This window comes from Coprococcus intestinalis (assembly GCF_023656595.1).
GTDB classification, from domain to species: domain Bacteria; phylum Bacillota; class Clostridia; order Lachnospirales; family Lachnospiraceae; genus Coprococcus_A; species Coprococcus_A intestinihominis.
In genome coordinates this window covers 235,203-258,664 of record NZ_JAMOKJ010000001.1, presented here as the reverse complement: position 1 = coordinate 258,664, position 23,462 = coordinate 235,203, and the positions used below count along the sequence as shown (strand labels likewise).

At 43.5% G+C, this 23,462-nt stretch carries 25 protein-coding genes; 16 read left to right on the top strand and 9 right to left on the bottom strand.

Features of this window, described 5'->3' with window-relative positions; translation table 11 throughout:
- Positions 1 to 2: 2 nt before the first annotated feature.
- Positions 3 to 881 (bottom strand): radical SAM/SPASM domain-containing protein, encoded by an 879-nt coding sequence (locus NBH03_RS01185; protein WP_250796129.1) that lies wholly within the window; start codon positions 879 to 881, stop codon positions 3 to 5.
- A 239-nt stretch (positions 882 to 1,120) separates the two neighbouring features.
- Between NBH03_RS01185 and thiD the strand changes: the two genes are divergently transcribed.
- Positions 1,121 to 1,900: a bifunctional hydroxymethylpyrimidine kinase/phosphomethylpyrimidine kinase gene (gene thiD / locus NBH03_RS01180; RefSeq protein ID WP_015513446.1), complete on the top strand. Its 780-nt coding sequence runs from the start codon at positions 1,121 to 1,123 to the stop codon at positions 1,898 to 1,900.
- Positions 1,901 to 1,933: 33 nt separating this feature from the next.
- Positions 1,934 to 2,749 (top strand): MBL fold metallo-hydrolase, encoded by an 816-nt coding sequence (locus NBH03_RS01175; RefSeq protein WP_117541091.1) that lies wholly within the window; start codon positions 1,934 to 1,936, stop codon positions 2,747 to 2,749.
- 7 nt (positions 2,750 to 2,756) lie between these two features.
- On the opposite strand, the gene NBH03_RS01170 is transcribed toward NBH03_RS01175, so the two are convergent.
- A complete protein-coding gene (locus tag NBH03_RS01170) occupies positions 2,757 to 4,271 on the bottom strand; it encodes a sigma-54 interaction domain-containing protein (protein ID WP_250796112.1) in 1,515 nt (504 codons plus the stop codon).
- Between the two features lie 285 nt (positions 4,272 to 4,556).
- On the opposite strand from NBH03_RS01170, the gene NBH03_RS01165 reads away from it, so the two are divergent.
- The 5 genes from NBH03_RS01165 (at position 4,557) to NBH03_RS01145 (ending at position 9,797) form a co-directional block, all read left to right on the top strand.
- The gene (locus NBH03_RS01165; RefSeq protein ID WP_250796099.1) at positions 4,557 to 5,399 is read left to right on the top strand and encodes a beta-keto acid cleavage family enzyme; all 843 of its coding nucleotides are present in this window, start codon (positions 4,557 to 4,559) and stop codon (positions 5,397 to 5,399) included.
- Between the two features lie 30 nt (positions 5,400 to 5,429).
- Complete coding sequence (locus tag NBH03_RS01160) at positions 5,430 to 5,618, top strand: hypothetical protein (RefSeq protein WP_015513450.1); 189 nt, start codon at positions 5,430 to 5,432, stop codon at positions 5,616 to 5,618.
- 85 nt (positions 5,619 to 5,703) lie between these two features.
- Positions 5,704 to 6,651 (top strand): 3-hydroxyacyl-CoA dehydrogenase family protein, encoded by a 948-nt coding sequence (locus tag NBH03_RS01155; protein ID WP_015513452.1) that lies wholly within the window; start codon positions 5,704 to 5,706, stop codon positions 6,649 to 6,651.
- A gap of 106 nt (positions 6,652 to 6,757) precedes the next feature.
- Complete coding sequence (locus NBH03_RS01150) at positions 6,758 to 8,143, top strand: short-chain fatty acid transporter (protein ID WP_215689142.1); 1,386 nt, start codon at positions 6,758 to 6,760, stop codon at positions 8,141 to 8,143.
- A gap of 298 nt (positions 8,144 to 8,441) precedes the next feature.
- On the top strand, positions 8,442 to 9,797 hold the full coding sequence (locus NBH03_RS01145) for an MATE family efflux transporter (protein ID WP_250796093.1): 1,356 nt from the start codon (positions 8,442 to 8,444) through the stop codon (positions 9,795 to 9,797).
- 41 nt (positions 9,798 to 9,838) lie between these two features.
- Here the strand turns inward: NBH03_RS01145 and NBH03_RS01140 are convergent, their stop codons facing one another.
- The 5 genes from NBH03_RS01140 to NBH03_RS01120 are packed head-to-tail and all read right to left on the bottom strand — an operon-like array spanning position 9,839 to position 13,110.
- Positions 9,839 to 10,558 carry a PHP domain-containing protein gene (locus NBH03_RS01140; RefSeq protein ID WP_250796085.1) on the bottom strand — a complete coding sequence of 240 codons (720 nt, stop codon included), beginning with the start codon at positions 10,556 to 10,558 and terminating at the stop codon, positions 9,839 to 9,841.
- Positions 10,551 to 10,886 (bottom strand): hypothetical protein, encoded by a 336-nt coding sequence (locus tag NBH03_RS01135; RefSeq protein ID WP_250796077.1) that lies wholly within the window; start codon positions 10,884 to 10,886, stop codon positions 10,551 to 10,553. Before NBH03_RS01135 ends, NBH03_RS01140 begins: the two co-directional genes overlap by 8 nt.
- The gene (locus tag NBH03_RS01130) at positions 10,876 to 12,309 is read right to left on the bottom strand and encodes a [Fe-Fe] hydrogenase large subunit C-terminal domain-containing protein (protein ID WP_250796074.1); all 1,434 of its coding nucleotides are present in this window, start codon (positions 12,307 to 12,309) and stop codon (positions 10,876 to 10,878) included. The genes NBH03_RS01135 and NBH03_RS01130 overlap by 11 nt, the downstream gene beginning before the upstream one ends.
- A gap of 26 nt (positions 12,310 to 12,335) precedes the next feature.
- Positions 12,336 to 12,761 carry an ATP-binding protein gene (locus tag NBH03_RS01125; protein WP_117541104.1) on the bottom strand — a complete coding sequence of 142 codons (426 nt, stop codon included), beginning with the start codon at positions 12,759 to 12,761 and terminating at the stop codon, positions 12,336 to 12,338.
- 1 nt (position 12,762) lies between these two features.
- Positions 12,763 to 13,110 carry a DRTGG domain-containing protein gene (locus NBH03_RS01120; protein ID WP_215689148.1) on the bottom strand — a complete coding sequence of 116 codons (348 nt, stop codon included), beginning with the start codon at positions 13,108 to 13,110 and terminating at the stop codon, positions 12,763 to 12,765.
- Between the two features lie 373 nt (positions 13,111 to 13,483).
- On the opposite strand from NBH03_RS01120, the gene NBH03_RS01115 reads away from it, so the two are divergent.
- The 7 genes from NBH03_RS01115 (at position 13,484) to NBH03_RS01085 (ending at position 19,263) form a co-directional block, all read left to right on the top strand.
- Positions 13,484 to 13,978: an NADH-quinone oxidoreductase subunit NuoE family protein gene (locus tag NBH03_RS01115; protein WP_250796065.1), complete on the top strand. Its 495-nt coding sequence runs from the start codon at positions 13,484 to 13,486 to the stop codon at positions 13,976 to 13,978.
- A 2-nt stretch (positions 13,979 to 13,980) separates the two neighbouring features.
- Entirely contained in the window at positions 13,981 to 14,538 is a 558-nt protein-coding gene (locus NBH03_RS01110) for an ATP-binding protein (RefSeq protein WP_227082569.1), read from the top strand.
- Between the two features lie 17 nt (positions 14,539 to 14,555).
- Complete coding sequence (locus NBH03_RS01105) at positions 14,556 to 14,930, top strand: (2Fe-2S) ferredoxin domain-containing protein (RefSeq protein ID WP_117541110.1); 375 nt, start codon at positions 14,556 to 14,558, stop codon at positions 14,928 to 14,930.
- A 13-nt stretch (positions 14,931 to 14,943) separates the two neighbouring features.
- Entirely contained in the window at positions 14,944 to 16,728 is a 1,785-nt protein-coding gene (gene nuoF, locus NBH03_RS01100; RefSeq protein ID WP_227082568.1) for an NADH-quinone oxidoreductase subunit NuoF, read from the top strand.
- A 14-nt stretch (positions 16,729 to 16,742) separates the two neighbouring features.
- Positions 16,743 to 18,488: an NADH-dependent [FeFe] hydrogenase, group A6 gene (locus NBH03_RS01095; protein ID WP_250796062.1), complete on the top strand. Its 1,746-nt coding sequence runs from the start codon at positions 16,743 to 16,745 to the stop codon at positions 18,486 to 18,488.
- 138 nt (positions 18,489 to 18,626) lie between these two features.
- Positions 18,627 to 18,848: a UDP-N-acetylenolpyruvoylglucosamine reductase gene (locus NBH03_RS01090; RefSeq protein ID WP_227082566.1), complete on the top strand. Its 222-nt coding sequence runs from the start codon at positions 18,627 to 18,629 to the stop codon at positions 18,846 to 18,848.
- On the top strand, positions 18,838 to 19,263 hold the full coding sequence (locus NBH03_RS01085; protein WP_227082564.1) for a type II toxin-antitoxin system VapC family toxin: 426 nt from the start codon (positions 18,838 to 18,840) through the stop codon (positions 19,261 to 19,263). The genes NBH03_RS01090 and NBH03_RS01085 overlap by 11 nt, the downstream gene beginning before the upstream one ends.
- A 32-nt stretch (positions 19,264 to 19,295) precedes the next feature.
- On the opposite strand, the gene NBH03_RS01080 is transcribed toward NBH03_RS01085, so the two are convergent.
- Positions 19,296 to 19,964 (bottom strand): YczE/YyaS/YitT family protein, encoded by a 669-nt coding sequence (locus NBH03_RS01080; protein ID WP_215689152.1) that lies wholly within the window; start codon positions 19,962 to 19,964, stop codon positions 19,296 to 19,298.
- Positions 19,957 to 20,403, bottom strand: coding sequence for a MarR family winged helix-turn-helix transcriptional regulator (locus NBH03_RS01075; protein ID WP_250796053.1), 447 nt, complete (start codon positions 20,401 to 20,403; stop codon positions 19,957 to 19,959). Before NBH03_RS01075 ends, NBH03_RS01080 begins: the two co-directional genes overlap by 8 nt.
- Before the next feature lie 664 nt (positions 20,404 to 21,067).
- Here NBH03_RS01075 and NBH03_RS01070 point away from each other — a divergent pair.
- A complete protein-coding gene (locus NBH03_RS01070; protein ID WP_250796036.1) occupies positions 21,068 to 22,249 on the top strand; it encodes a M24 family metallopeptidase in 1,182 nt (393 codons plus the stop codon).
- 15 nt (positions 22,250 to 22,264) lie between these two features.
- Entirely contained in the window at positions 22,265 to 23,449 is a 1,185-nt protein-coding gene (locus NBH03_RS01065) for a MalY/PatB family protein (protein ID WP_250796034.1), read from the top strand.
- Positions 23,450 to 23,462 lie beyond the last annotated feature (13 nt).

Here is a 23,462-nt window from a genome sequence, read left to right as displayed (position 1 = left end):
TATCAGAAACGTGTACGGTAGCCGCAGCGACGGCACAGATTTTCATGAATATGGTGAGAACGGAAGTCTTCGATGATTCGGAGACTTTTTTCTTTGCACAGAATCGTATCCAGGGATTCTATGAAAATATTGCCCAAAGCCAGATGGCCGTTGTGGTCCAGACAACATGGAACGACCTGGCCATCTGCCAGAATCGCCAATTGATGCCGCAGGCCATGGCAGGTGCCGTTGAAACCGTAATCCGGTGCGTGTTCATCCGGCCATTCAAAAAGCTGGTCAAAATTCACATAGGTATGGGGTGCAATGGCGTTGCCGTGAACCTTGCCCACATAGGCGTCAATGGGCTGGGCCAGATGATAGGCCTGCTCAAGGGTTTCGAGAATAAACTGGTTGCGAAGGCGCTGGTCAGCTTTGGCAGTACCATCCAGATTCCAGAGTCGGAAGCTGATATAGCCCGGTGTTGTCATTGTAAAAGTCCGGGCAAAATCAATGGCATTCTCAAGATAGGAGCGGAAATCCCGGGTATGCATGGTATTGGCATCAAAGCTGTGCAGGGACAGAGAAATCTGACGGGGTGCTGTTTCGCCCAGAAGCAGCTGATGTTTTTCGGGAAGAAGCAATGCATTGGTGGTTAGATTAACTTTTAATCCGTTTTGATGGGCGATGGCCAAAATATCGCCAAGCCATGGGTGCATCAGCGGTTCGCCTTTTACATGAAGGCAAATGTAGTCTGTAAAAGGGGTTACCTGTGCAGCAATCTTCGCAAATTCATCCACAGACATCATTCTTGCCGGACGGTCACTGGTGGGACAGAAACTGCAGCTGAGATTGCAGCGGTTGATGATTTCTATATAAATTTTCTGAAAACGTTTCTTTTTCATGATAAAACCTCTTTTTATAAAGTCATAATTCAATAATATAGATTCTGTTGAAAAGTGTCAAGTTGTTGAAAATCATTAAAAGAATGGCTGAATGCGCTGCCAAGCTGGTCCTCAATTAAAAAGTAACTGAAATGCTTTTTTATAATGGTTTTAAAGAAATCTGTCAATATAGATAAAGATATGGTATACTGTGAGTAAGCAAATTCAGATTGCGATTTCATTGACGAAAGGATGTTTTTATGAAGAAAGTATTGACAATTGCCGGTTCCGACTGTAGCGGTGGTGCCGGTATTCAGGCAGATATAAAGACGATGACAGCACACAAGGTTTATGCAATGAGTGTAATTACGGCATTGACAGCACAGAACACAACAGGGGTTTATGGGGTGCTGGATGCAGGTGCTGATTTTGTGGGTCAGCAGATGGACTGTGTGTTCAAGGACATTTTTCCGGATGCTGTCAAGATTGGCATGGTTTCCAATATCGAGACGATCCAGATGATCGCAGCAAAGTTAAAGGAATACAATGCGAAGAATATCGTGGTAGATCCGGTGATGGTTTCCACAAGCGGATGCGCGCTGATGCAGCCGGATGCCATGGATACGCTGATTTCTGTCCTGCTCCCGATGGGGGATATCATTACACCGAATATCCCGGAAGCAGAGAAGCTGTGCGGTTTTGAGATTAAGAATGTAGATGACATGAAGAAAGCGGCAGAAGTCATTGGAAGAAATCTTTCAGGCAGCGTTCTGATTAAGGGCGGACATTTGACAGAGACTGCAGATGACCTTTTATACCATGACGGTGAATTTATGTGGTATCGCGGAGAACGTGTCAATAATCCGAACACCCACGGCACAGGTTGTACTTTATCATCTGCCATCGCCAGCAATCTGGCTTTGGGTTATGATATGAAGACAAGCGTACAGAATGCGAAGAATTATATCACCGGTGCTTTAAAGGATGGACTTGACCTGGGAGAGGGAAGCGGCCCGCTGAATCATTGCTTCAATTTATAGGAAATTTGAATGACAGGAGTGGGATATAACCAAATGGAGAGACTGATTATGCTGGGAACGGGCAATGCCCTTGTGACCAGATGTTATAATACTTGTTTTGCAATTCAGGATGATGATGAATATTTCCTGGTAGATGCAGGCGGCGGCAACGGCATCATGCGCCAGCTTCAGGATGCAGATATTTCCATGGCGCAGATCCATCACATTTTTCTGACCCATGAACATACAGACCATTTGCTTGGTATGATCTGGATGATCCGTATGATTGCAACAAAGATGCGCAGGGAACAGTATGAAGGGAATCTTCGGATTTATTGTCACAGTGCATTGGTAGAAACAGTACGAACCATAGCCAATCTGACATTGCCGAAGAAATTTACAAGACTTTTGGATCATCGTATCCAGTTCGTACCCCTTCATGATGGGGATACGAAGCATATCCTGGATTACGATGTGACATTTTTCGATATCTTATCTACCAAGGCTAAGCAGTACGGCTTTACAATGCGCCTTAAAAACGGACAGAAACTCACCTGTGCCGGGGATGAACCTCTTAATGAGAACTGCTTTGGTTATGCCGAAGGCAGTGATTGGCTCATGCATGAAGCCTTTTGTCTGTATTCGCAGCGGGACCAGTACGATCCATATGAGAAGCACCACAGTACCGTCCGTGAGGCCTGTGAACTGGCGGCTTATCTCAATGTACCAAATCTTATCCTGTACCATACCGAGGATGACAACATCGAACGCCGAAAAGCCCTCTATACAGCAGAAGGGCGGTTATATTACAAGGGAAATCTGTATGTTCCGGATGATCTGGAATGTATAGAACTCGATAAAGAAGAATAATTGACGTCTAAATACCATATCGTTGGCATTTCTTGACCAGTGTTGAATGATCAATGCCGAGAGCCGTGGCTGCCTTCCGTTTTGTATGGAAGGTGGCCAGGGCTTTTTCTATAATGTGCTTTTCGAGTGCAATGGTGGAAGCTTTCAGATTGTACTCATCTTCGGGATGGGCATAGGAATCTGTGTCCCGGATACCAAGCACCAGAGCTACCGTTTTCTTGTCGATAATATTATTCTGGTTGATAACAACAAGACGTTCTGTGACATTTTCTAATTCGCGGATATTGCCCGGCCAGTTGTAATTTTCCAGAAGATGCAGGGCATCACTGTAGATCTCGATGGGCTTGTTGTATTTCTTGGTATATTTTTCAAAAAAGTGATAAAAAAGCACTTCTATATCTGATTTTCGTTCTCTTAAAGGAACAAGCTGAATTGGTACAACGTTTAATCGATAGTACAAGTCTTCTCGAAATGTATGTTCCTCGATGCATTGAAGTAAGTTCTTATTTGTGGCGGCAATAATGCGGACATCTACGGGGATGGCTTTGTGACCGCCGATTTTGGTGATCTCGTGGTTCTGCAGGACACGGAGCAGCTTCGTCTGCATCTGAACTGACATTTCGCCGATTTCGTCCAGCATCAGTGTTCCGCCGTTGGCTAGCTCAAAAATACCGGTTTTGCCGGACTTGCTGGCTCCAGTGAAGGCACCGGGCTCATAACCGAACAGTTCGGATTCCATCAGAGTATCCGGAATGGCGGCACAGTTGACCTTCAGAAACGGTTTACCGAAACGTTTGCTGGCCTGATAGATCTGATTGGTAATGACTTCCTTGCCTGTACCGCTTTCACCGGTGATCAGGACGGTGGCATCTGTCGGAGCAACCGCCAGGGCAGTAGAAACAGCCTGATACATTTGATCACTTTTAAAAATCACTTCGGACTGCTGAATTTGCTGGGTACGCAGATAACTGTTCTCGTTTTCTTTCTTCTCAATGGCGCTCTTTAACTGGATCAGCTGGTCCTTGACGGTTTCAAGCTGCTGGATATCACGGTCACAGGCAACTGCGTATTTCAATTCGTGCTTATCATTAAAAATCGGGAATCCGCTGATGTGGACCGTGGTATTCGTCTTTTTCATCACACCGATAATCTCGGATCTTTTTTGATATTTCAGAATGGTGGGAAGGATACCATTGGTGTAAAGTTTCTTTTCACGATTGATCTGGTGAACATTTTCACCAATAACCTCCGCTTTCGTGATACCGCTGAGCTTGGTGTAGGTATCATTGACATAAATGGTCGTACCGTCCGGGCTTGCGACATAAATGGCATCTGGCAGATTGTCGCAAATCTCTTCAAAATCAATATATTCAGTGAAAAGATGATGCTCGAAATGCTGTATCATTTTGTCCAGTTTTGAAAAAATAGTGCGCTGTTCCTCGGATAGTCCAGAGGCTTTCAGTTTATTTATCTGTACTTTCATACGCAGGTAATCCTGTTCAAATCGACCGTGTTGGCTCATGTTATCCTCCTAAAAGCGATAAAAATATAACGATGGTGATAAAAATCACCGCATGGTGAATATAATCACTTTCTTTTGCTGAAAAGTATACACTTTTTGGTCGTATTTGTCAAATAGTTCCTCTAAAAACCATTAAAAAACTGGAAAAAACGCATAAATGTACACATAAAAGTACAAAAATGAGGTAAAAAATAAAGTTGGCACAGATGTTGCTATTATATATTGGCGTAAGGAATTATTAGAAAAATTTAATAATTAATTTAGATTTTAAAGGAGAGATTAACAATGGCAAAGAAAACTATTATCACAGCAGCAGTAACAGGCGCATGGCCAAAGAAAGAGAATAACCCTAACGTACCAATGACTCCATCAGAAATTGCTGATGACGTATATGCTTGCTGGAAAGCAGGTGCAGCCATCGCGCATCTTCATATGAGAGATGACAACGGCAACGGTACAATGGACAAGAATAAATTTGTCGAAACAGTGAACCTGATCCATGAAAGATATCCAGACTGCGATATCATCCTGAACCTGACAACATCCGGTGATATCTATGCAACAGATGATACACGTCTTGAACATGTTCAGATCCTGAAACCTGAGATGGCTTCTTATGACTGTGGTTCCATGAACTGGTTAAATGCCAGCCTCTTCATCAACAGCCCTGCATTCCTTGAGAGATGCGGTAAACTGTTCCAGGAATTGAATGTTAAACCTGAAATCGAAGCTTTCGATCCTGGTATGATCGCAAATGCAGCTTACTATCTGAAGAAAGGTGTTCTGAAAGCACCATTACACTTCCAGTTCTGCATGGGCTGCGCAAACGGTATTCCTGGTTCCGTTAAGAACCTTGTATTCATGAAGGAAACAATGGATCAGCTTTGCCCGGGTTCTACATGGTCTACATTCGGTGTTGGACATTCCGCAATGGAAATTATGTACGCAGCAGTTGCTTTAGGCGGCCACATTCGTGTTGGTATGGAAGATAATGTTATGTACTCCAAGGGTGTTCTTGCTGACAGCAATGCACAGTTCGTTGAAAGAGCTGCCCGTGTGATCAGAGAATACGGCAATGAAGTTGCTACACCGGCTGAAGCACGTGAAATCCTTGGCTTAACAAAATAATCAAGTCGGGAACTTCACAGGAGGTGTGAAATGACCTGGGGACCAATGTATATGTATTATCATTGCCCGAAATGCGGCCTGAAGTTTGAGTATGCCGTTGACATGATTCCGGATTTCGGTGAGAAATTCGGATATTGTCCGAAATGTGATGTCATGGGCATTTACGAAAAAGACGGTGCGCGTCAGCCTGATGATGCAGATTATTTAGAAGTTGAATAAATATCGGTCGGCTGTTTAGAACATGACGAAAGAACTTCAGAATTATTTTGAACAGCCGTATCAATAGAAAAATAGGAGAAACGTCATGAAAGAAGTTAAAAAGATTTTAATTTGCGGCGGCGGTATGATGGGAAGCGCCATCGCACAGGTTTTAGCAGGACTTGACGATGTCACAATCACAGTATATGATAAATTCCCTGTAGATATTGAAGCAAAGATCAGAAACAACATGAAACTGCTGGTTGAAAAAGAAATAGTGACACCAGCCGATGTTGATAAAGTAATCAGCAAGATCAGCTTCACACAGGATATCGAGAGCGAAGGCGTTAAGAACGCGGATCTTGTGGTAGAATGTGTACTGGAAGATATGCAGCTGAAACAGGATCTGTTCGCACAGCTGGAAGGCATTGTTTCCGAAGATACGATCTTCTGTACAAATACATCCGTTATGAGCCCTACAGAAATTTCTGCAAAATGCAAACATAAAGAAAGACTTGTAGGTACACATTTCTGGAATCCTGGCTTCCTTATTCCACTGGTAGAAGTTGTCAGAACAGAAGCGACAACAGATGAAGTTGTTGAAACTGTGATGGATATGCTGACAAGAGCAGGCAAGAAACCTGTTCTTTGCAAGAAGGATGTACCTGGATTCATCGCCAACAGAATGCAGCATGCATTATGGCGTGAAGCGATTTCCATCGTTGAAAGAGGTATTGCAGACGCTAAAACTGTTGATGATGCCTGCAAATACAGCTTTGGTTTAAGACTGCCATACTTACCGCCGCTGGTAAATTCTGATATGGTAGGTACTCAGTTGACTTATAACATTCATGATTATGTATTAAAAGACCTTGAAGACAGCCATGAACCATCACCACTTCTGAAGGAAATGATCGACGAAGGCAAGATGGGCTTCAGAGCCGAGACAAAAGACGGCAAGAAGACAGGTTTTATGTCCTACACTGAAGATGAAATCGCTGAGATCAACGGTGGTCTGAATGAATATCTGATCAAGATGTTATACGGGAAATAAATAATAGAATAACTGCTCGAAGACGTTTTTAACTGTCTTCGGACAGTTAAAAATTTAGTTCTCTGGGGGAGACAGAGGGTTTTAAAAGAGAGAAAGGGAGTAGATTATGAGCGAGAAGAAGAGAAAAGGAACGCCGCTTTGGCAAATCAGTAAGAAATTTAATTTTGCAGCTGAGAAAATTATTCCGGATTCATTTGTTTTCTGTGTCGTTTTAACGCTGGTGGTAGCTGTGTTATCATTGACAGTTTGTCACATTGGACCTGTAGAATTGTTAACATCCTGGTGGGATGGCTTAAGCAGCCAGTTCACACTGGCATTCCAGATGGGCCTGATGGTTGTTGTTTGTGCAACATGTGCTCGAAGCCCACAGGTTTCCAAGTTACTTGATGGCCTTGCAGGTCTTGTACACACACGTGTAGCAGCCCTGATTCTGTTAATGGCTTTTGGTTATGTATCATCTATGCTGAACTGGGCTTTCTGTACAATCGTTACACCTATCCTGGCTATGCAGCTCGCTAAACGTGTCAAAGGTCTTCATTTCCCAATGATGGTTGCCGGCGGTTACTGCTGTATGATTCTTGGCCAGTGCCTTGGACCATCCGCAACACTGTATTCAAACCTTGCGACAGAAGGCAGCAACTATGCTGAAATCGTAGGTAAGACAATGACAGTTGCTGAAACTTGCTACAACCCGGTTAACGTTGTACTTTGGGTTGTCCTCGCTGTTTGCTTTATTGTGTTAGTATTATTTACACAGCCGGGCGATGACGAGTTAGTAGAATTAAGAAGTATCGCAACACAGGCCGATGTAGCACCAAAGGATTACCAGAGCCGTGAAAAAGCTACAACACCGGCTGAAAAGATGAACACATGCAAACCAATCATGTGGGTTGTTGGTGCCGCTATCTTTATCTATATCATTTATTCAATTGCAACAAAAGGTTTCTTTGCAACATTAAATATGAACATGGTTATCTTCATGTTCGTTGGTATCAACTGCTTCCTGTTCCCGCAGCCACATTCATGGATGGAAGCACACACAGACAGCATGCATCTGGCAACAGACGTTATCCTTCAGTTCCCATTCTATGGTGCGATCATGGGTATGATGTATGTTGAAGGCGGTCTTGGTTCTGTTATCGTTAATGCAATCGTATCTGTAGCGACAGCTCAGACAATGCCGATCTTCTCATTCCTGTCAGCTTGTATTGTTAACCTGTTCATCCCGTCACAGGGTGGTCAGTTCACTGTTCAGGGTCCTCTGATCGTACAGGCTGCTCAGTCTATCCCTGGTACAAACCTTGTTAACTGCTTGAATGGTTTCGTATTTGGTGATGAGTGTACGAACCTCTTACAGCCTCTGTATGTTATCCCTGCACTGTCTGTAGTAGGTATGAAACTGAAAGATGTATGGGGCTTCATGGCTTTCATGTGCGTATTCTGGGTAGTTATCACATGCCTGGGCTTATACTTCATTCCAATGTTCATTTAAAACTTGTATTTAGAAAAGAAATAGTTTCTGAATTTGCAAAATCCTTAATTATGTATTAAAAAGTCTCTCTATCAAGATTTTAAAAACTTGATAGAGAGGCTTTTTGATTGCGACGGAAGCTGGTGGATGCGATCCGTTCGTAATTGGGATGAGTGCACTTAAAGTGCAGATCCAGTTCCAGATATGTGAAACCTTAATCTGTTAATAATGGAAAATCTTCTGCAGATTTGTTAGTGTAGAAAACAGTTTTATGATATACTGATCATAGTCTGACTTGAAGGGAGCATATAAACAATTAATGGAAGAACGTTTTTTTACACATAACAGGGGATTTTATAAAACCTTTTTTGGCATGATGCTTGTTCTGACTTTGCAGAATCTGGTAGCCTATAGTGTGAATATGGCGGATAATCTGATGTTGGGAAGCTACAGTCAGAATGCGCTGTCAGGGGCAGCCACGGTGAATCAGATATTTTTCATGGTACAGCAGTTTGCGCTGGCTTTTGGGAATGCACTTGTCGTACTTGCTTCCCAGTATTGGGGAGAGAATAGGAAGGAACCGATTCGAGTGCTGACAGGGATTGCGTTGAAGGCGGGACTATTCTGCGGAATTGTGATTGTGGTGCTTTGTACAGTGATGCCAAAACAGCTGCTTGGCCTGTTTACTAACGCACCGGAAATTATCAATCAGGGACTTGGGTATCTGAATTTGTTGAAGTGGACATTTGCGTTCTATATCATAACGAATATTTTGATGGCAGCCCTCAGGAGTGTGGAAATCGTCAATATCAGTTTTTATATATCTGTTGTTTCTCTGATTATCAATGTGGCTATTAATTACACATTGATTTTTGGACGGTTTGGCATGCCGGAGATGGGAATTATGGGTGCGGCGATTGGTACACTTGTAGCCCGGATTCTGGAACTGGTCATCGTGGTGATTTATATTATAAAAGATAAGAAAATTGAGCTGTTTAAGCAAAAACTGTTGCAATCAGACGATTCCTTACGAAAAGATTATATGAAAGCGGCGATGCCGATTATTCTGGCACAGATTCTGTGGGGTGTTTCTGTGCCAATGCAGACAGCCATCCTTGGGCATTTATCAGATGACGCCATTGCAGCGAATTCTGTGGCAACAACCTTCTATCAATATTTGAAAGTGATTGTCATTGCAATGACATCGGCATCGGCGGTTATGATGGGAAATGGCGTCGGAAGAGGCAATATGAAACGGATTCGTTCAGATGCCAGAACATTGGCAACGATCGATGTGGCTGTAGGAATTGTTCTGGGAATTATACTGTTTGCTTTGAAAAATCCATTACTTTCCATGTATCGGTTATCCGGAGAAGCACTGCGGCTGGCAGATCATCTGATTGTGATTATGAGTTTTGTCATGGTGGGGATGTCCTATCAGATGCCGGTCAGTGCCGGGATTATTCAGGGCGGCGGAGATACGAAGTTCAATATGGTGATGAGTATGATCAGTACATGGGCGATTGTCATGCCATTATCTTTTGCAGCAGCATTCTGGTGGAAGCTGCCGGTAGAACTGGTCGTCATTGTGATTCAGTCGGATCAGTTCTTTAAAGGAATTCCGGCCTTTATCCGCTTTAGAAGTTACCGTTGGGTAAAAAAATTAACGAATTGATATAAGGGACTGATGCATGGTTACGTGCGTCAGTCCCGTTTCTATACAGCTGTTGTCAAGGCTGAAAGGATATCCTTTGGATTTCGGCTTTTGACAGACAAGGTATAATGTGGTTCATTGATGTGCTCCAGATAATGGGCATCAGAATCGCTGATGATATGGCAGTGTTCCAGATAGGGATGCTGCTTTTTCAGTTCATGATACTTGGTCATATCTTTGATCTCGGCACAGGTAAACTGGCTGTCCGGCGGAATGAAGCCCAGATTGGCCAGCAGACTGTTGGCCGTTTTGTCAATATGGGCAGGTATCATGATCCCGTTGTAATCTTTTGTCAAATCAAAAACATCATCAAAAGAAATATCTGTGGCATTAATGAGCAGATTCGGTATGGTGCCGATGATTTCATCATCGGCATTATAGAGCTGTTGTTTGCCGAAAATCTTCTCGTTGTTCGGAACAGCCATCAGATGACTGTAGACATATTCATCAAAGGCCAGAGCATCCTTTAAATCAGCAAAGAGGCAGACCACATGTACTTCCTCGGAAGTGGTCAGCTCCATTCCTGGAAGGGCGGTTAGACCGTAAGCCTCTGCCATAGTCAGGACTGCGGGACAATTCCTGCATGAATTGTGGTCTGTCACAGCGATGAGATCAAGGCCTTTGATCATGGCCATACCCACAATGTTGGCCGGTGTCATATCATCATCCCCGCATGGGGAAAGACAGGAATGGATATGAAGATCATAGTTTAAATCAGGCATGGATGCGCTCGTGAACCTTCAGTGCGGCGTCAAAAATCGGCATATCCGTGCTGAGAACGGTGATATGCTGCTGGACAGCCTTGTCCCTGGCAGCATCATCCAGAGAAATACCCTCGGCGAGAACAATGCAGCCAACATCACACAGGGCAGCAACAGCCAGTGTATTGATATTCCCCATGACTGTGACCCATACGCTGTCTTCAGGTGCCTTGCTCATGGCAATGCTCAGCAGGTCACAGCAGAAAAGTCCGGAGATGTTGCGGTCTGTGTCATCTCCGACATTGATTGTCTTAAATAAGCCGCTGTCAATTAATTCTTTAATGGTCATGGTCCTGTCCCTCCTCGGATTCAGTATCTGAATTAATCAGATTGTGTGAGTCAAGCAATGCGATCTCTTCTGTCAGTTTGTCCATATAATGCATCAGAATATGGATGCATGCATTCGGGTCTTCGCCGTCTACAATAGCTTCGTGTGAGAAGCGTGAGTAGGTTTCGGAAAGCAGATGAATGTGATTGCGGAGAATGTAAACACAGTCGTTTTTCTCGGCTTTGCCCCGAACGATATCTTCTGCCAGGGCACGGCATGACGGGGCACCGCAGGAACCGCAGTCAAGTCCCGGAAATTCATTGCAGAGTTCTTCGATTTGTTTCATCTTGGTGATGCTCTCAAGCATGGTATCACCAATCCTGAAAACCGGTTCATATTCAACCGTTGTATGCCATCCAAGCTCCACTTTCTGGGGAATATCTTCGCTGTGGGTTCTGGCCACCGGAAGATATTTGTTCAGACGTTTGATCTTGGCTTTGGCAACATAAGGATTCTCTACATTGAGAACACCGCCGACACAGCCACCGCTGCAGGCATTGAGCTCAATAAACTGCAGTTTTGCAAACTTCTCATCTTCCAGGTCTTCCAGAACACGAATGACATTCTCAATGCCATCGGCAGCCAGATAGCTGTCTGTGATCATGCCGCCGGCCTCACCGCCGCTGCAGCCCCAGCCAATGCCGATTCTGCCGGAAATCGCCAGGTCCATGGGATGCTGTTCGGCAATCTTCATATGTGGCAGTAAAAGGGGATAGACATCTTTGACGGCCAGAACACCGTTTACTTCACTGCGGGTTGTTCCCAGTGGGGATTTGACATAGGTGACCTTTGATGGACATGGTGAAATAAAAATAATGCCGATTTTGTCAGCAGGCAGGCCCGTCTTGGCCATAGCTCGTTTTTTGGCAAGGGTAGCTGCCACTTCAATGGGAGGGAGAATCGGCAGTAGATGGTCAATGAGGTTCGGAAAACGGACTCTGATCAGACGAACAACAGATGGGCAGGCTGTGCTGATAAACGGCCATTGATCTTGGTGTTCATCTACATATTTCCTTGAGGCTTCCGAGACAAGTTCTGCTGCGGCACCGACTTCATAGACATCATCAAAACCAAGGTAGATGAGGGCTGTCAGCAGAATATTGACATCATCCAGGTTATTGAACTGCGCATACAGAGAAGGTGCAGGAAGAGCAACCGTGTATGCGTAGTTGTTGAGTATATCCAGAGAATCGATATGTATTTTCTTTGCATGATGGCTGCAGGTCCGGACACATTCACCGCAGTCAATACAGAACTGGCTGGTGATGCGGGCTTTGCCGTTGCGGACGCGGATGGCCTGGGTCGGACAGCGTTTGATACAATTGATACAGCCTTTGCAGAGGCTTTCGTCAAGGTATACAGAATGAAAGAATTTTTTGTTCATTCTATCACCTTCCTTTCAATTACATATTAGCAGATTCGGACAGTCATAGTTACAGTGGTGCCGACACCCAGTTCTGTTTCTATCTTCATGTCATCGGAGTATTTCTTCATATTAGGCAATCCCATGCCGGCACCGAATCCAAGGGAGCGGATATTGTCAGGAGCTGTCGAGTAGCCGGCCTGCATGGCCTTGTCAATATCAGGGATACCCGGGCCTGAATCCTTCAGGATCATGGTGACTTCTGTGGGGGAGATATAAACCGTGATAATGCCGCCATTGGCATGGATCACCATATTGATCTCACCTTCGTACATGGCAATGGATACCTTTCTGACGACATCAGGGGAAACGCCCAGCTGCTTGAGCATATTCTTGAGGTCACTGCTGGCTTCACCGGCGCGAGTGAAATCTTCGCCAGAGACCGTATATTCTAATTTTATCGTATCGTTCACCTTAAGCACCTCCGACCAGTCCGGCCTTGTAGAGTATGCCACACGCCGTAAACATCGTATGCGGTGTGGCAAGCAGGCAGATGCCACGCTCACGGGCCAGTTCGATCATCTTCTCATCCGGCCGCTTACCTCGTACAAAAACCAGACACATAATATCCATCATCTCAGCGGTGCGGATAACCTGCGGGTTGCACAGGCCTGTCAGCAGCACCGGCTGATCTTTTACAAAGGCCAAAACATCGCTCATCATATCTGAACCGCATCCGGAATGGATTTCGCGTATATCAATATCATCTGATCCGTAAATCAGTTCAGCATCCAGCAATGGGATGAGATCTCTTACAAGCATGAAAATTCCTCCTGTCTGTTTCTCCGTGCAGGCTTCCAACTGCTTTGCACAGCGGACGACAGGTGTAAACACTGTCTGGCTGTTGTATTGCGGAGAAGGGATAATATTATTCGTAAACAGTATAGCATGGGTGGTGTACGATTTCAACAAAAAGTGCTAAAATATATGTGGGTTAAATTAGCGAGAATGACGGCGTGTATTTGTATAAAAACAAAAATTTAACAAACGTTGTTAAAAACTTACTAAACTCTACGCTAAAAATAGGTTGATTATTATGAAAAATAGTGATATGCTGTCATAAGAAAGCAAATTCATGTCTTTTAGCAGGACAATCGACCTGTAATATTATGAGAAAAAAGAAGGAGGGATTCTTTTGGCTTCAAATAAGAAAACAGTACCTTTCTATGGTACAGAAGAGCAGAAAGAACAATTGCTGAAAGTCATCCAGAAACTCAGAGATGAGAAGGGATGCCTGATGCCGATCATGCAGAAAGCGCAGGAGATTTACGGGTACCTTCCGATTGAGGTTCAGAAAATCATTTCTGATGAATTGAATGTACCTCTTGAGAAGATTTATGGTGTTGCCACATTTTATTCATGGTTCAACCTGAATCCGAAGGGCAAGTATGAGATTTCCGTCTGTCTTGGTACTGCATGTTATGTTAAGGGTTCCGGAGATATTTACAATAAGCTCATGGAGAAGCTTGATATTGCAGGCGGTGAGTGTACACCGGATGGTAAGTTTTCACTGGATGCCTGTCGGTGTGTCGGTGCCTGTGGTCTTGCACCGGTTATGATGGTGAATGGTGAAGTATACGGTCGATTGACTGTAGACGATATTGATGGTGTATTGGAGAAATATAACTAGTCATGATGCCTGAGATCGCGTTGAATGTATTAGATATTGCCCAGAATTCCGTGAGAGCGGAAGCTTCACTGATACAGATTTCAGTGGATGTGGATGAAGCCGCGGATACGTTGACCATTACTATAGAAGATAATGGCTGCGGTATGACAGCAGAACAGACAGCCCGTGTGACGGATCCGTTCTTTACAACCCGCACAACCCGCAAGATCGGTCTGGGGGTTCCGTTTTTCAAAATGGCTGCCGAGAGTACGGGAGGCAGTTTTTCTATTCAGTCTGAGCCCGGTGTCGGGACGAAGGTCACAGCGGTATTCGGTTTATCCCATATTGACAGGATGCCCCTTGGTGATATGAATGGAACGATTTATACCTTGATCACATTCAACACACAGATAGATTTTTTATATACATATACGTTCAATCAGCGTTCCTTTACGCTGGATACAAGAGAATTTAAGAATATTTTGGAGGGTGTGCCGCTGAATAACCCTGAGGTATCAGAGTATATTCGTCAATTTCTTAACGAAAACAGTCATGAAGTTGACGGCGGCGCAGTTGTATAGAATGAGGAGGAGACAGCATGAAATCACTTGCAGAATTGAAAGCCATTCGTGACAGAATGCAGGGTGAGGTCAATATGAGAGAGGATGATAATTCTCATCATATTCGTGTGGTTGTCGGTATGGCAACATGTGGTATTGCCAGCGGCGCAAGACCAGTGCTTAATAAGTTAGCTGAAGATGTTCAGGCTAAGCATCTGGACAATGTTATTGTTACACAGACAGGTTGTATTGGATTATGTCAGTATGAACCGATTGTAGAAGTTTATGAACCCGGCAAAGAGAAAGTGACTTATATTAAGATGACACCGGAGAAGGCTGATGAAGTGGTAGAACAGCATCTGATCCGTGGTCAGGTTCTTGGTAAATATACATTAAGCGCAACAAATTTATAGGAGGTAGACAGCTATGTATCGTTCCCATGTATTAGTTTGCGGCGGCACCGGATGTACATCCTCCGGAAGTGAGACGCTGATCAGCCTTCTTCAGGAAGAACTGAAGAAGAACGGCTTAGAGAATGAAGTAGCCATTGTTAAGACCGGATGTCATGGTTTATGTGCACAGGGTCCTGTTATGGTTATTTATCCTGATGCAATATTTTACTCAATGGTGAAACCAGAAGATATTCCTGAGATCGTCAGTGAGCATCTGTTAAAAGGTCGTGTTGTTACACGTTTATTATATGTAGAGGACGGCGGCAAGGCCAAAGCCCTGAAAGATACAGATTTCTATCGTCTGCAGCACAGAGTTGCCCTTAGAAACTGCGGTATCATCAATCCTGAGAGTATCGATGAATACATTGGTACAGGCGGTTATGAAGCCCTTGGCCGTGTACTGACCGAGATGAGCCCGGATGATGTTATTGAGACAATTCTTGCCAGTGGTTTAAGAGGCCGTGGCGGTGCCGGATTCCCGACCGGTATGAAATGGAAATTTGCTTCAGGCAACAGAGGCAACGTTCAGAAATATGTCTGTTGTAATGCGGATGAAGGTGACCCGGGTGCATTCATGGATCGTTCCGTTCTGGAAGGTGACCCGCATGTTGTTCTGGAAGCAATGGCTATTGCAGGTTATGCAATTGGTGCTTCCCAGGGTTATATCTATGTCCGTGCTGAGTACCCGATTGCTGTTGAACGTCTGAATATTGCCATCAAACAGGCAAGAGAATATGGTCTGTTAGGCAAGAACATTTTCGATTCAGGATTTGATTTTGATATTGATCTCAGACTTGGTGCAGGTGCTTTCGTCTGTGGTGAGGAAACAGCCCTTATGACATCCATCGAAGGCAACAGAGGCGAACCAAGACCAAGACCGCCATTCCCGGCTGTTAAAGGTCTTTTCGCAAGCCCGACTATCCTGAACAATGTTGAGACTTATGCGAATATTCCACAGATCATCCTGAATGGTGCTGAATGGTTTGCTTCCATGGGTACAGAGAAGTCCAAAGGTACAAAGGTATTCGCTGTCAATGGTAAGATTAACAATACAGGTCTTGTAGAAGTTCCTATGGGTACGACACTTCGTACCATCATCGAGGATATCGGTGGCGGTATTCCAAACGGCAAGAAGTTTAAGGCTGCTCAGACAGGCGGACCTTCCGGCGGTTGTATTCCTGCAGAACATATGGATATTCCAATCGATTACGACAACCTGATCAGCATCGGTTCCATGATGGGTTCCGGCGGTCTGATCGTTATGGATGAAGATACTTGTATGGTAGATATTGCCAAGTTCTTCCTGGAGTTCACTGTAGATGAATCCTGCGGTAAGTGTACACCTTGCCGTGTCGGTACAAAACGTCTGTATGAGATGCTTGATAAGATTACAAAGGGTGAAGGTACTCTGGAAGATCTTGACAAGATGGAAGAACTCTGCTACTACATCAAAGATAATGCATTATGCGGTCTGGGCCAGACAGCACCAAACCCTGTTCTGTCCACACTTCGTTATTTCAGAGATGAGTATATTGCTCATATCGTAGACAAGAAATGTCCTGCCGGCGTTTGCAAGGCTCTGCTGTCCTACAAGATTGATGCAGATAAATGTAAAGGCTGTACATTATGTGCAAGAAATTGTCCAAATGGTGCAATTTCAGGCAAACTCAAAGAGCCTCATGTTATTGATCAGTCTAAGTGTCTGAAGTGCGGTGCTTGTATGGAAAAATGCCGCTTTGGCGCAATCTACAAAGAGTAATGGAGGAGCAGACAATGGAAAATATTACAATCAAAATCAATGGTGTTGAAGTCAGTGCACCAGCAGGCTCTACCATTTTGGAGGCTGCCAGACTGGCACATATTGACATCCCTACACTTTGCTATTTAAAAGAAATCAATGAAATCGGCGCATGCCGTATGTGTATTGTAGAAGTTAAAGGTGCAAGATCCCTTGTTGCTTCCTGTGTATATCCGATCAATCCGGGCATGGAAGTATGGACCAATACACCGAAGGTTATCGAATCCCGTAAGAAGACACTGGAACTGCTTCTTTCCAACCACAAGAAAGAATGCTTAAGCTGTGTCAGAAGCGGAAACTGTGAACTGCAGCAGTTATGTAAGGAACTGGGTGTTGAAGATGAAAACTATTACTCAGGTGAGATGACACCGGCGATGATTGATACATCCGCTGCACATATGGTTCGTGATAACAGCAAATGTATCCTTTGCCGTCGATGCAGTGCTGTCTGTGAGAAGGTTCAGGGTATCGGCGTCATCGGTCCGAATGAGCGTGGTTTTAAGAGTTATATCGGTACAGCATTCAACATGGATCTGGCTGATACAAGCTGTGTATCCTGTGGTCAGTGCATTGCTGTCTGTCCGACAGGTGCTTTACATGAGAAAGACAACACAGACGAAATCTTTGCAGCAATTGCAGATCCTGATAAATATGTTGTTGTACAGACAGCACCAAGTGTACGTGCAGGTCTTGGAGAAGAATTCGGTTATCCGATGGGTACAGATGTAGAAGGCAAGATGGTTGCAGCACTGCGTCGTCTTGGTTTCGATAAAGTTTTTGATACAGATTTTGCAGCTGACTTAACCATCATGGAAGAAGCACATGAATTCCTTGACAGAGTTCAAAATGGCGGCAAACTGCCTCTGATCACATCCTGTTCACCAGGCTGGATCAAATACTGTGAACATTATTTCCCTGATATGACAGAGAACCTTTCAAGCTGCAAGTCTCCACAGCAGATGTTCGGAGCAACATTAAAGACCTATTTTGCTGAGAAGATGGGCATTGATCCTAAGAAGATCGTCAGCGTCAGCGTGATGCCATGTACAGCGAAGAAGTTCGAAATCGGCAGAGATGATGAAGATGCAGCAGGTGTTCCTGATGTAGATATCGCAATCACAACACGTGAGTTGGCTCGTATGATCAAGAAAGTAGGCTTGATGTTCAATGAACTGCCGGATGAACAGTTTGATAATCCGATGGGTGAATCCACAGGTGCAGCTGTTATCTTCGGTGCAACAGGCGGCGTTATGGAAGCTGCTTTAAGAACTGCAGTTGAGACACTGACAGGCGAAGAACTGAAGAATGTAGAATTCCAGGAAGTTCGTGGTACAGAAGGTATCAAAGAAGCAACATACAATGTTGCAGGCATGGATATCAACGTTGCAGTTGCATCCGGACTCGGCAATGCAAGAAAGCTTCTTGATAAGGTGAAATCCGGCGAAGCAAACTACCACTTCATCGAAATCATGGGATGCCCTGGCGGTTGTGTCAACGGCGGCGGTCAGCCTCAGGTACGCGGCAGCGTTCGTAACTTTACAGATGTACGTGCAATCCGTGCAAAGGCTCTGTATGAGAACGATGCGGCTAAACCAATTCGTAAGTCTCATGAGAATCCGGCTATCCAGCAGCTCTACAAAGAGTACTTTGGCGAACCGGGAAGCCATAAGGCTCATGAAGTACTGCATACAACATATGTAAAACGAGTTATCAATAAATAATCAATAGAAAAATCGCTCATGATAGTTTTACGCCAGCATCAAACTATTGTGGGCGATTTTTTATGATAGTATTTAATAATTGGTTATGATATAATAATAAAAAGATTTTATGGAAAAGGCATTACAAGGAGGTGCGTGATGACTATATTAAGACAGAGCGCGATGCGCGAATTGGAAAGACTGCCGGAAGATAAAATAACATTTGTTCTTCAGATTATGCGGGGAATTAATGGATTAGATGAGGATGAACGTCTAGCTAAAAAGAATGCTTTCAAGAGGCTAGAACATTTGCGGAAGAAAGCAGATATAAATGAAAATGATGAATTGAAAAGGTATCGTGAGGAAAAGTATGGTAGATAAAATTTTATTGGATACAAATATTTTATTGGACTATTTACTTATGAGGGAGCCTTTTTATGATAATGCCAGTGAAATAGTTAGAAGATGTGTAGATGGCATTTATAGAGGATGTGTAGCAGCACATTCAATATCTAATATGTTTTTTATTCTTAGAAAAACTTATAATATAAAAGAACGAAGAGAAATTTTACTTAGTATATGTGAGATATTCGATATTATTGGTATTGACAAGACAAAACTAATAATTGGACTTGAAAATGAAGATTTTTCTGATTTTGAAGATTGTCTTCAAATGGAATGTGCCAGGGATTATGGGGCGAAATATATTGTAACGCGCAATATTGCTGATTATGAGAAATCAGAAATTAAGGCTATTTCACCTTCTGATTTTTTGAAAGGGGAGCTTATGCACTAATGTGCAAAGCTCCTTTTTATGATATAAGGATTTTAAGCGTAAAGCAGCCGATCACGCTGTTGTCCGAAAAGCCTTGTTACGATGCCCAGTACTGTGCCTACCAGAACTGCCGCAATGACGGTGCCGATGCCCACACTGCCGGGACTGTGAATAGTGATCAGGCAGGTGATAATGGAAATCAGGACCATGGTGCAGTCAAAACGAATCTTGACCTTGGAAAAATCCATTCCGGTAATCTGGGATACGGCCTGCATGGCACCTTCGCCTGCCAGCGGCATCAGATTAGGCGGCAGATAGAAGAAGATTCCCACAGCGATGAAAACCGTACTGATGAGCATCATAATGATTCGAATCAGAATATTTTCCGGTGTCGGCAAAAAAGATACCAGGTAGTTGCAGAAGGTCGTAAAGTAACCGAAAACCACACCGACAGCAATCTGCAGCAGGTTGATCGGTTTAAAATTTCGACGCAGAAGGATAATCTGGATCAGAACGAGAATGGTGTGAAACAAAATTGTTGCCTTGCCCATTTCAATGCCCCAGACACAGGTCATGGTATAAGGAATGGAGCTAACAGGGGATACGCCCAGGTTGGATTTGACTGAAATGGCAATACCGATGGTCATGAGAAAAAGTCCGACAAAATACATGGGTATTCTGACTTTTAAATTATTGTTTTTCTTTGCAAGGTCTTTATTCATTTGATTTATCCTCTTTTCCTTTGTAATTCAGCATCGTATTGTAAATGCGGCTGAGATATTCTATCAGCTGTTCTTTATCAGCTTTAGAAAAATTCTGAAGCGCATAAGATTCAATGGTATCAAATTCATTTTCAAGGCGGCCCACATAGAGGCGGCCTGTCTCAGTCAAATAAACATTATAAAAGCGGTGATTGTCGGGACAGAGTCGACGTTCAATCAGCCCTTTAGTTTCCATACCGTTTAAAATAGCAGTGAGAGAAGCCGGTTCAATATGACATCCGGCGGCAATATCTTTCTGCACAGCACCGTTATGATTCTTCAGATAATCCAGAACTTTGGGCTGCCCGGAGGTCAGACCGGTGTCTTTGACGCTGGTCACAAGTGCCTTCTGAATCATAAAATGGTTGGCCATGAGTAAATAGTGAAGAGATTCTTTCATGAAAAATGCTCCTTTTATGTAGATTAAGAATTTATAGATAGAAAACGAATGATTAGAAATCTAACTAATAATATAAGAGAAATATTGGTGGCTGTCAAGGGCAGAGGAATAATTAAAAATAATAAAAGCGCTGTTGGCAGTACAGCGCTTTTATTATTAAAAAGAGGAAAGTTTATGAAAAAGATTTATAAACGAAAACTTTGTCGTTTCCTTTTCGTTTATGTCTATACTATACCATTCGCTTGTGACCAAATTGTGTCGAAGTTCTGAATAAAAAGTGAAGAATGGACACAAATCGTTATGGAAATGTAATTGTTGAAGGTGGATGTATATTAAAGTCGATATAGATTGTATTTATAAAGAGTAATAGTAAAAAAAGTCTTGACAATTATCATATCGGAATAGTATGATATAAAAAACAAAAAGCAAGGAGAGAAAATCATGATGTGTATGTGTTGTTGTAAGATGAATATGTGTTGTATGAATAAAAGAGAAGATATGAAACCGAAATATTGTGCGAGAATGTGAGAACAGCCAGCATAGATGATTGATCTGAAATAAATGATAGATGGTGTTATTTGAATCCGTACATGTACGGATTTTTTTGTATTATTAGAAATGAAAGAATGAGCATTTGAGATTTAGCATTAAGGAGGACAACAAAATGGCAGAAAGAGATCAGAAAGCAATAATTCAGAGACTGACAGAACAGATGGACAAAGACAATCTGGATGCGCTGATTTTGACATCAGGTGATGCGGTATTTTATGCAACAGGTTATGCATCAAGAGATTTATATAAAAACGGGCAGACAGGCGGAACGGTAGCCGTTGTCACAAAAGATGGCAGGACCGGAGTTGTTGTCAGTGAATTTGCAAGAAGAACAGCGGAAATGGCCGTGGATGGTGTGGAGATCATCTCTTATCCCACATGGATCTATATCGAAGATTATGCCATTGAAGGCATGGAAAAGGAAGTTCAGCCGGATTTGAATAAAACCTATAAGCTGGCTCTTCAGTTTTTGCCTGAAAAGAAAGAGAATCTTCGAATCGGTGTGCAGCCCTCTTATCTGACACCGTATGCATGGCAGTTTCTGACAGATACCTTTAAAGAGAAAAATCTCGTTGATATCAAGAAGCTGCTCATTGAGGCCAGAGCCATCAAAACACCATGGGAGATCGAAGTGCTAAGGGAAGCGGCCCATTACAGTGAACTGACCATGAACAAAGTAGCAAAGGCCATTGTTCCGGGCATGACGGAGGCCGATGTGCTTCAGCTTTTCAATACAACTGCATTTTCATGGTCACCGGATATCATTGATGTGGCCAACGCCCATACTATTGGTGAGAACTTTACACCATCCTTTATTCCGCCGCATACAAGAATCAACAGAGGTGATATTATTCGTCTGGACGGCGGTCCGACATTAAAAGGTTACAATTCCGATTTGGCCAGAACATTTGTGGTTGGAACAGCAACGGCGAAGAGCAGAGAAGAATTATACGCACATCTCTGGGCAGGTTATGAATATGCCATCAACAATATCGGACCGGGGGTGAAAATGAGCGAAATTTTCAATGACATACACAGAGTGTTAAAGGAGAGAGGCTTCAATGGTTATGTGAGAGGCCATCAGGGTCATTCCATCGGATGCTCACTGTTCAGTGAAGAATATCCATTCATCGCACCGGGTGAAGACAGAGTCTTTGAGGAGAATATGGTGATGAATATTGAACTGCCATATTACAGCTCAAAGAATCAGACATACAATATTGAGGACACGTTCCTTGTGACAAAGACAGGTATTGAACTGTTTACAAAGGCAAGTCCGAGTCTTTACATTTAGGAGGAACCGTTACCTATGGGAAAATATAATTTTGACCAATATATAGAACGACGCGGTACCGACAGCAGCAAATGGGACGGTTTTGAGAGTAGATTTCCGGGCTATAATGCCTCCGGTGCATTGCCTATGTGGGTAGCGGATATGGACTTTACAGCACCGGATGAAGTTATTGAGGTCCTGAAGAAAAAGGCAGCCTTCGGCATCTATGGTTATCCGGCACCAAAGGGAAAAAGCTTTGACAATGCGTTTATCAGCTGGATGAAAAAGAGACATGACCTGGATGTGACGGCAGAAAGCCTTGTAATCACTCAGGGCGTGGTACCGGCCATCACCTATGCGGTACAGGCATTCACAAACGAAGGTGACGGCGTTTTGATTCAGCCGCCGGTTTATTATCCTTTCAAGGACAGGTGTATTACCTATAATAATAGAAAAGCTGTTGAGAATCCGCTGATTGAAAAGGATGGCAGCTATACCATTGATTTTGAGGATTTTGAGAGAAAGGCCAAGAATGAGAACACGAAGTTATTCATTTTGTGCAGTCCGCATAATCCAGTGGGAAGAGTATGGACAGAAGTGGAACTTCGAAGGATTGTCGAAATCTGTCAGAAACATCATGTACTGATCTTTTCAGATGAGATTCATTCTGATCTGATCATGGAAGGTTTTAAGCATACACCGACATTAAAAATTGCCGGGACGAAAAATATCATCACGGCCTATGCAGCAAGCAAGACCTTTAATCTGGCAGGTCTTCGGACATCAATCGTTGTGATACCGGATGAATCAATAAGACAAAAATATATGGCACAGATCAGAGCGGATGAGGCCGCAGGCTTGAATCTTTTCGGATTACCGGCCACGGAAGCAGCTTATACATATGGTGAGGATTACCTGCAGGAATTGCTGGCTTATATTGGTGCCAACATTCAATATGCAGCGGAGTATATCAAAGAGAATATTCCAAATGTAGCTGTCAGTCGGACAGAGGGAACGTATTTCCTTTGGATAGACTTCAGAAAGACGGGATTGACATTGGATGAGATCAATCGAAAGCTTCTGGAGCAGGCGAAGGTGGCCGGAGATCTGGGCGGATGGTTCGGCAAGGAGGGAGAAGGCTTCATCAGGCTGAATCTGGCCTGTCCGCGAAGTATTGTGGAAGAAGCATTAAAAAGAATAGAGAGCGTTTTTGGAAATTAGAGAAGATTTGGAG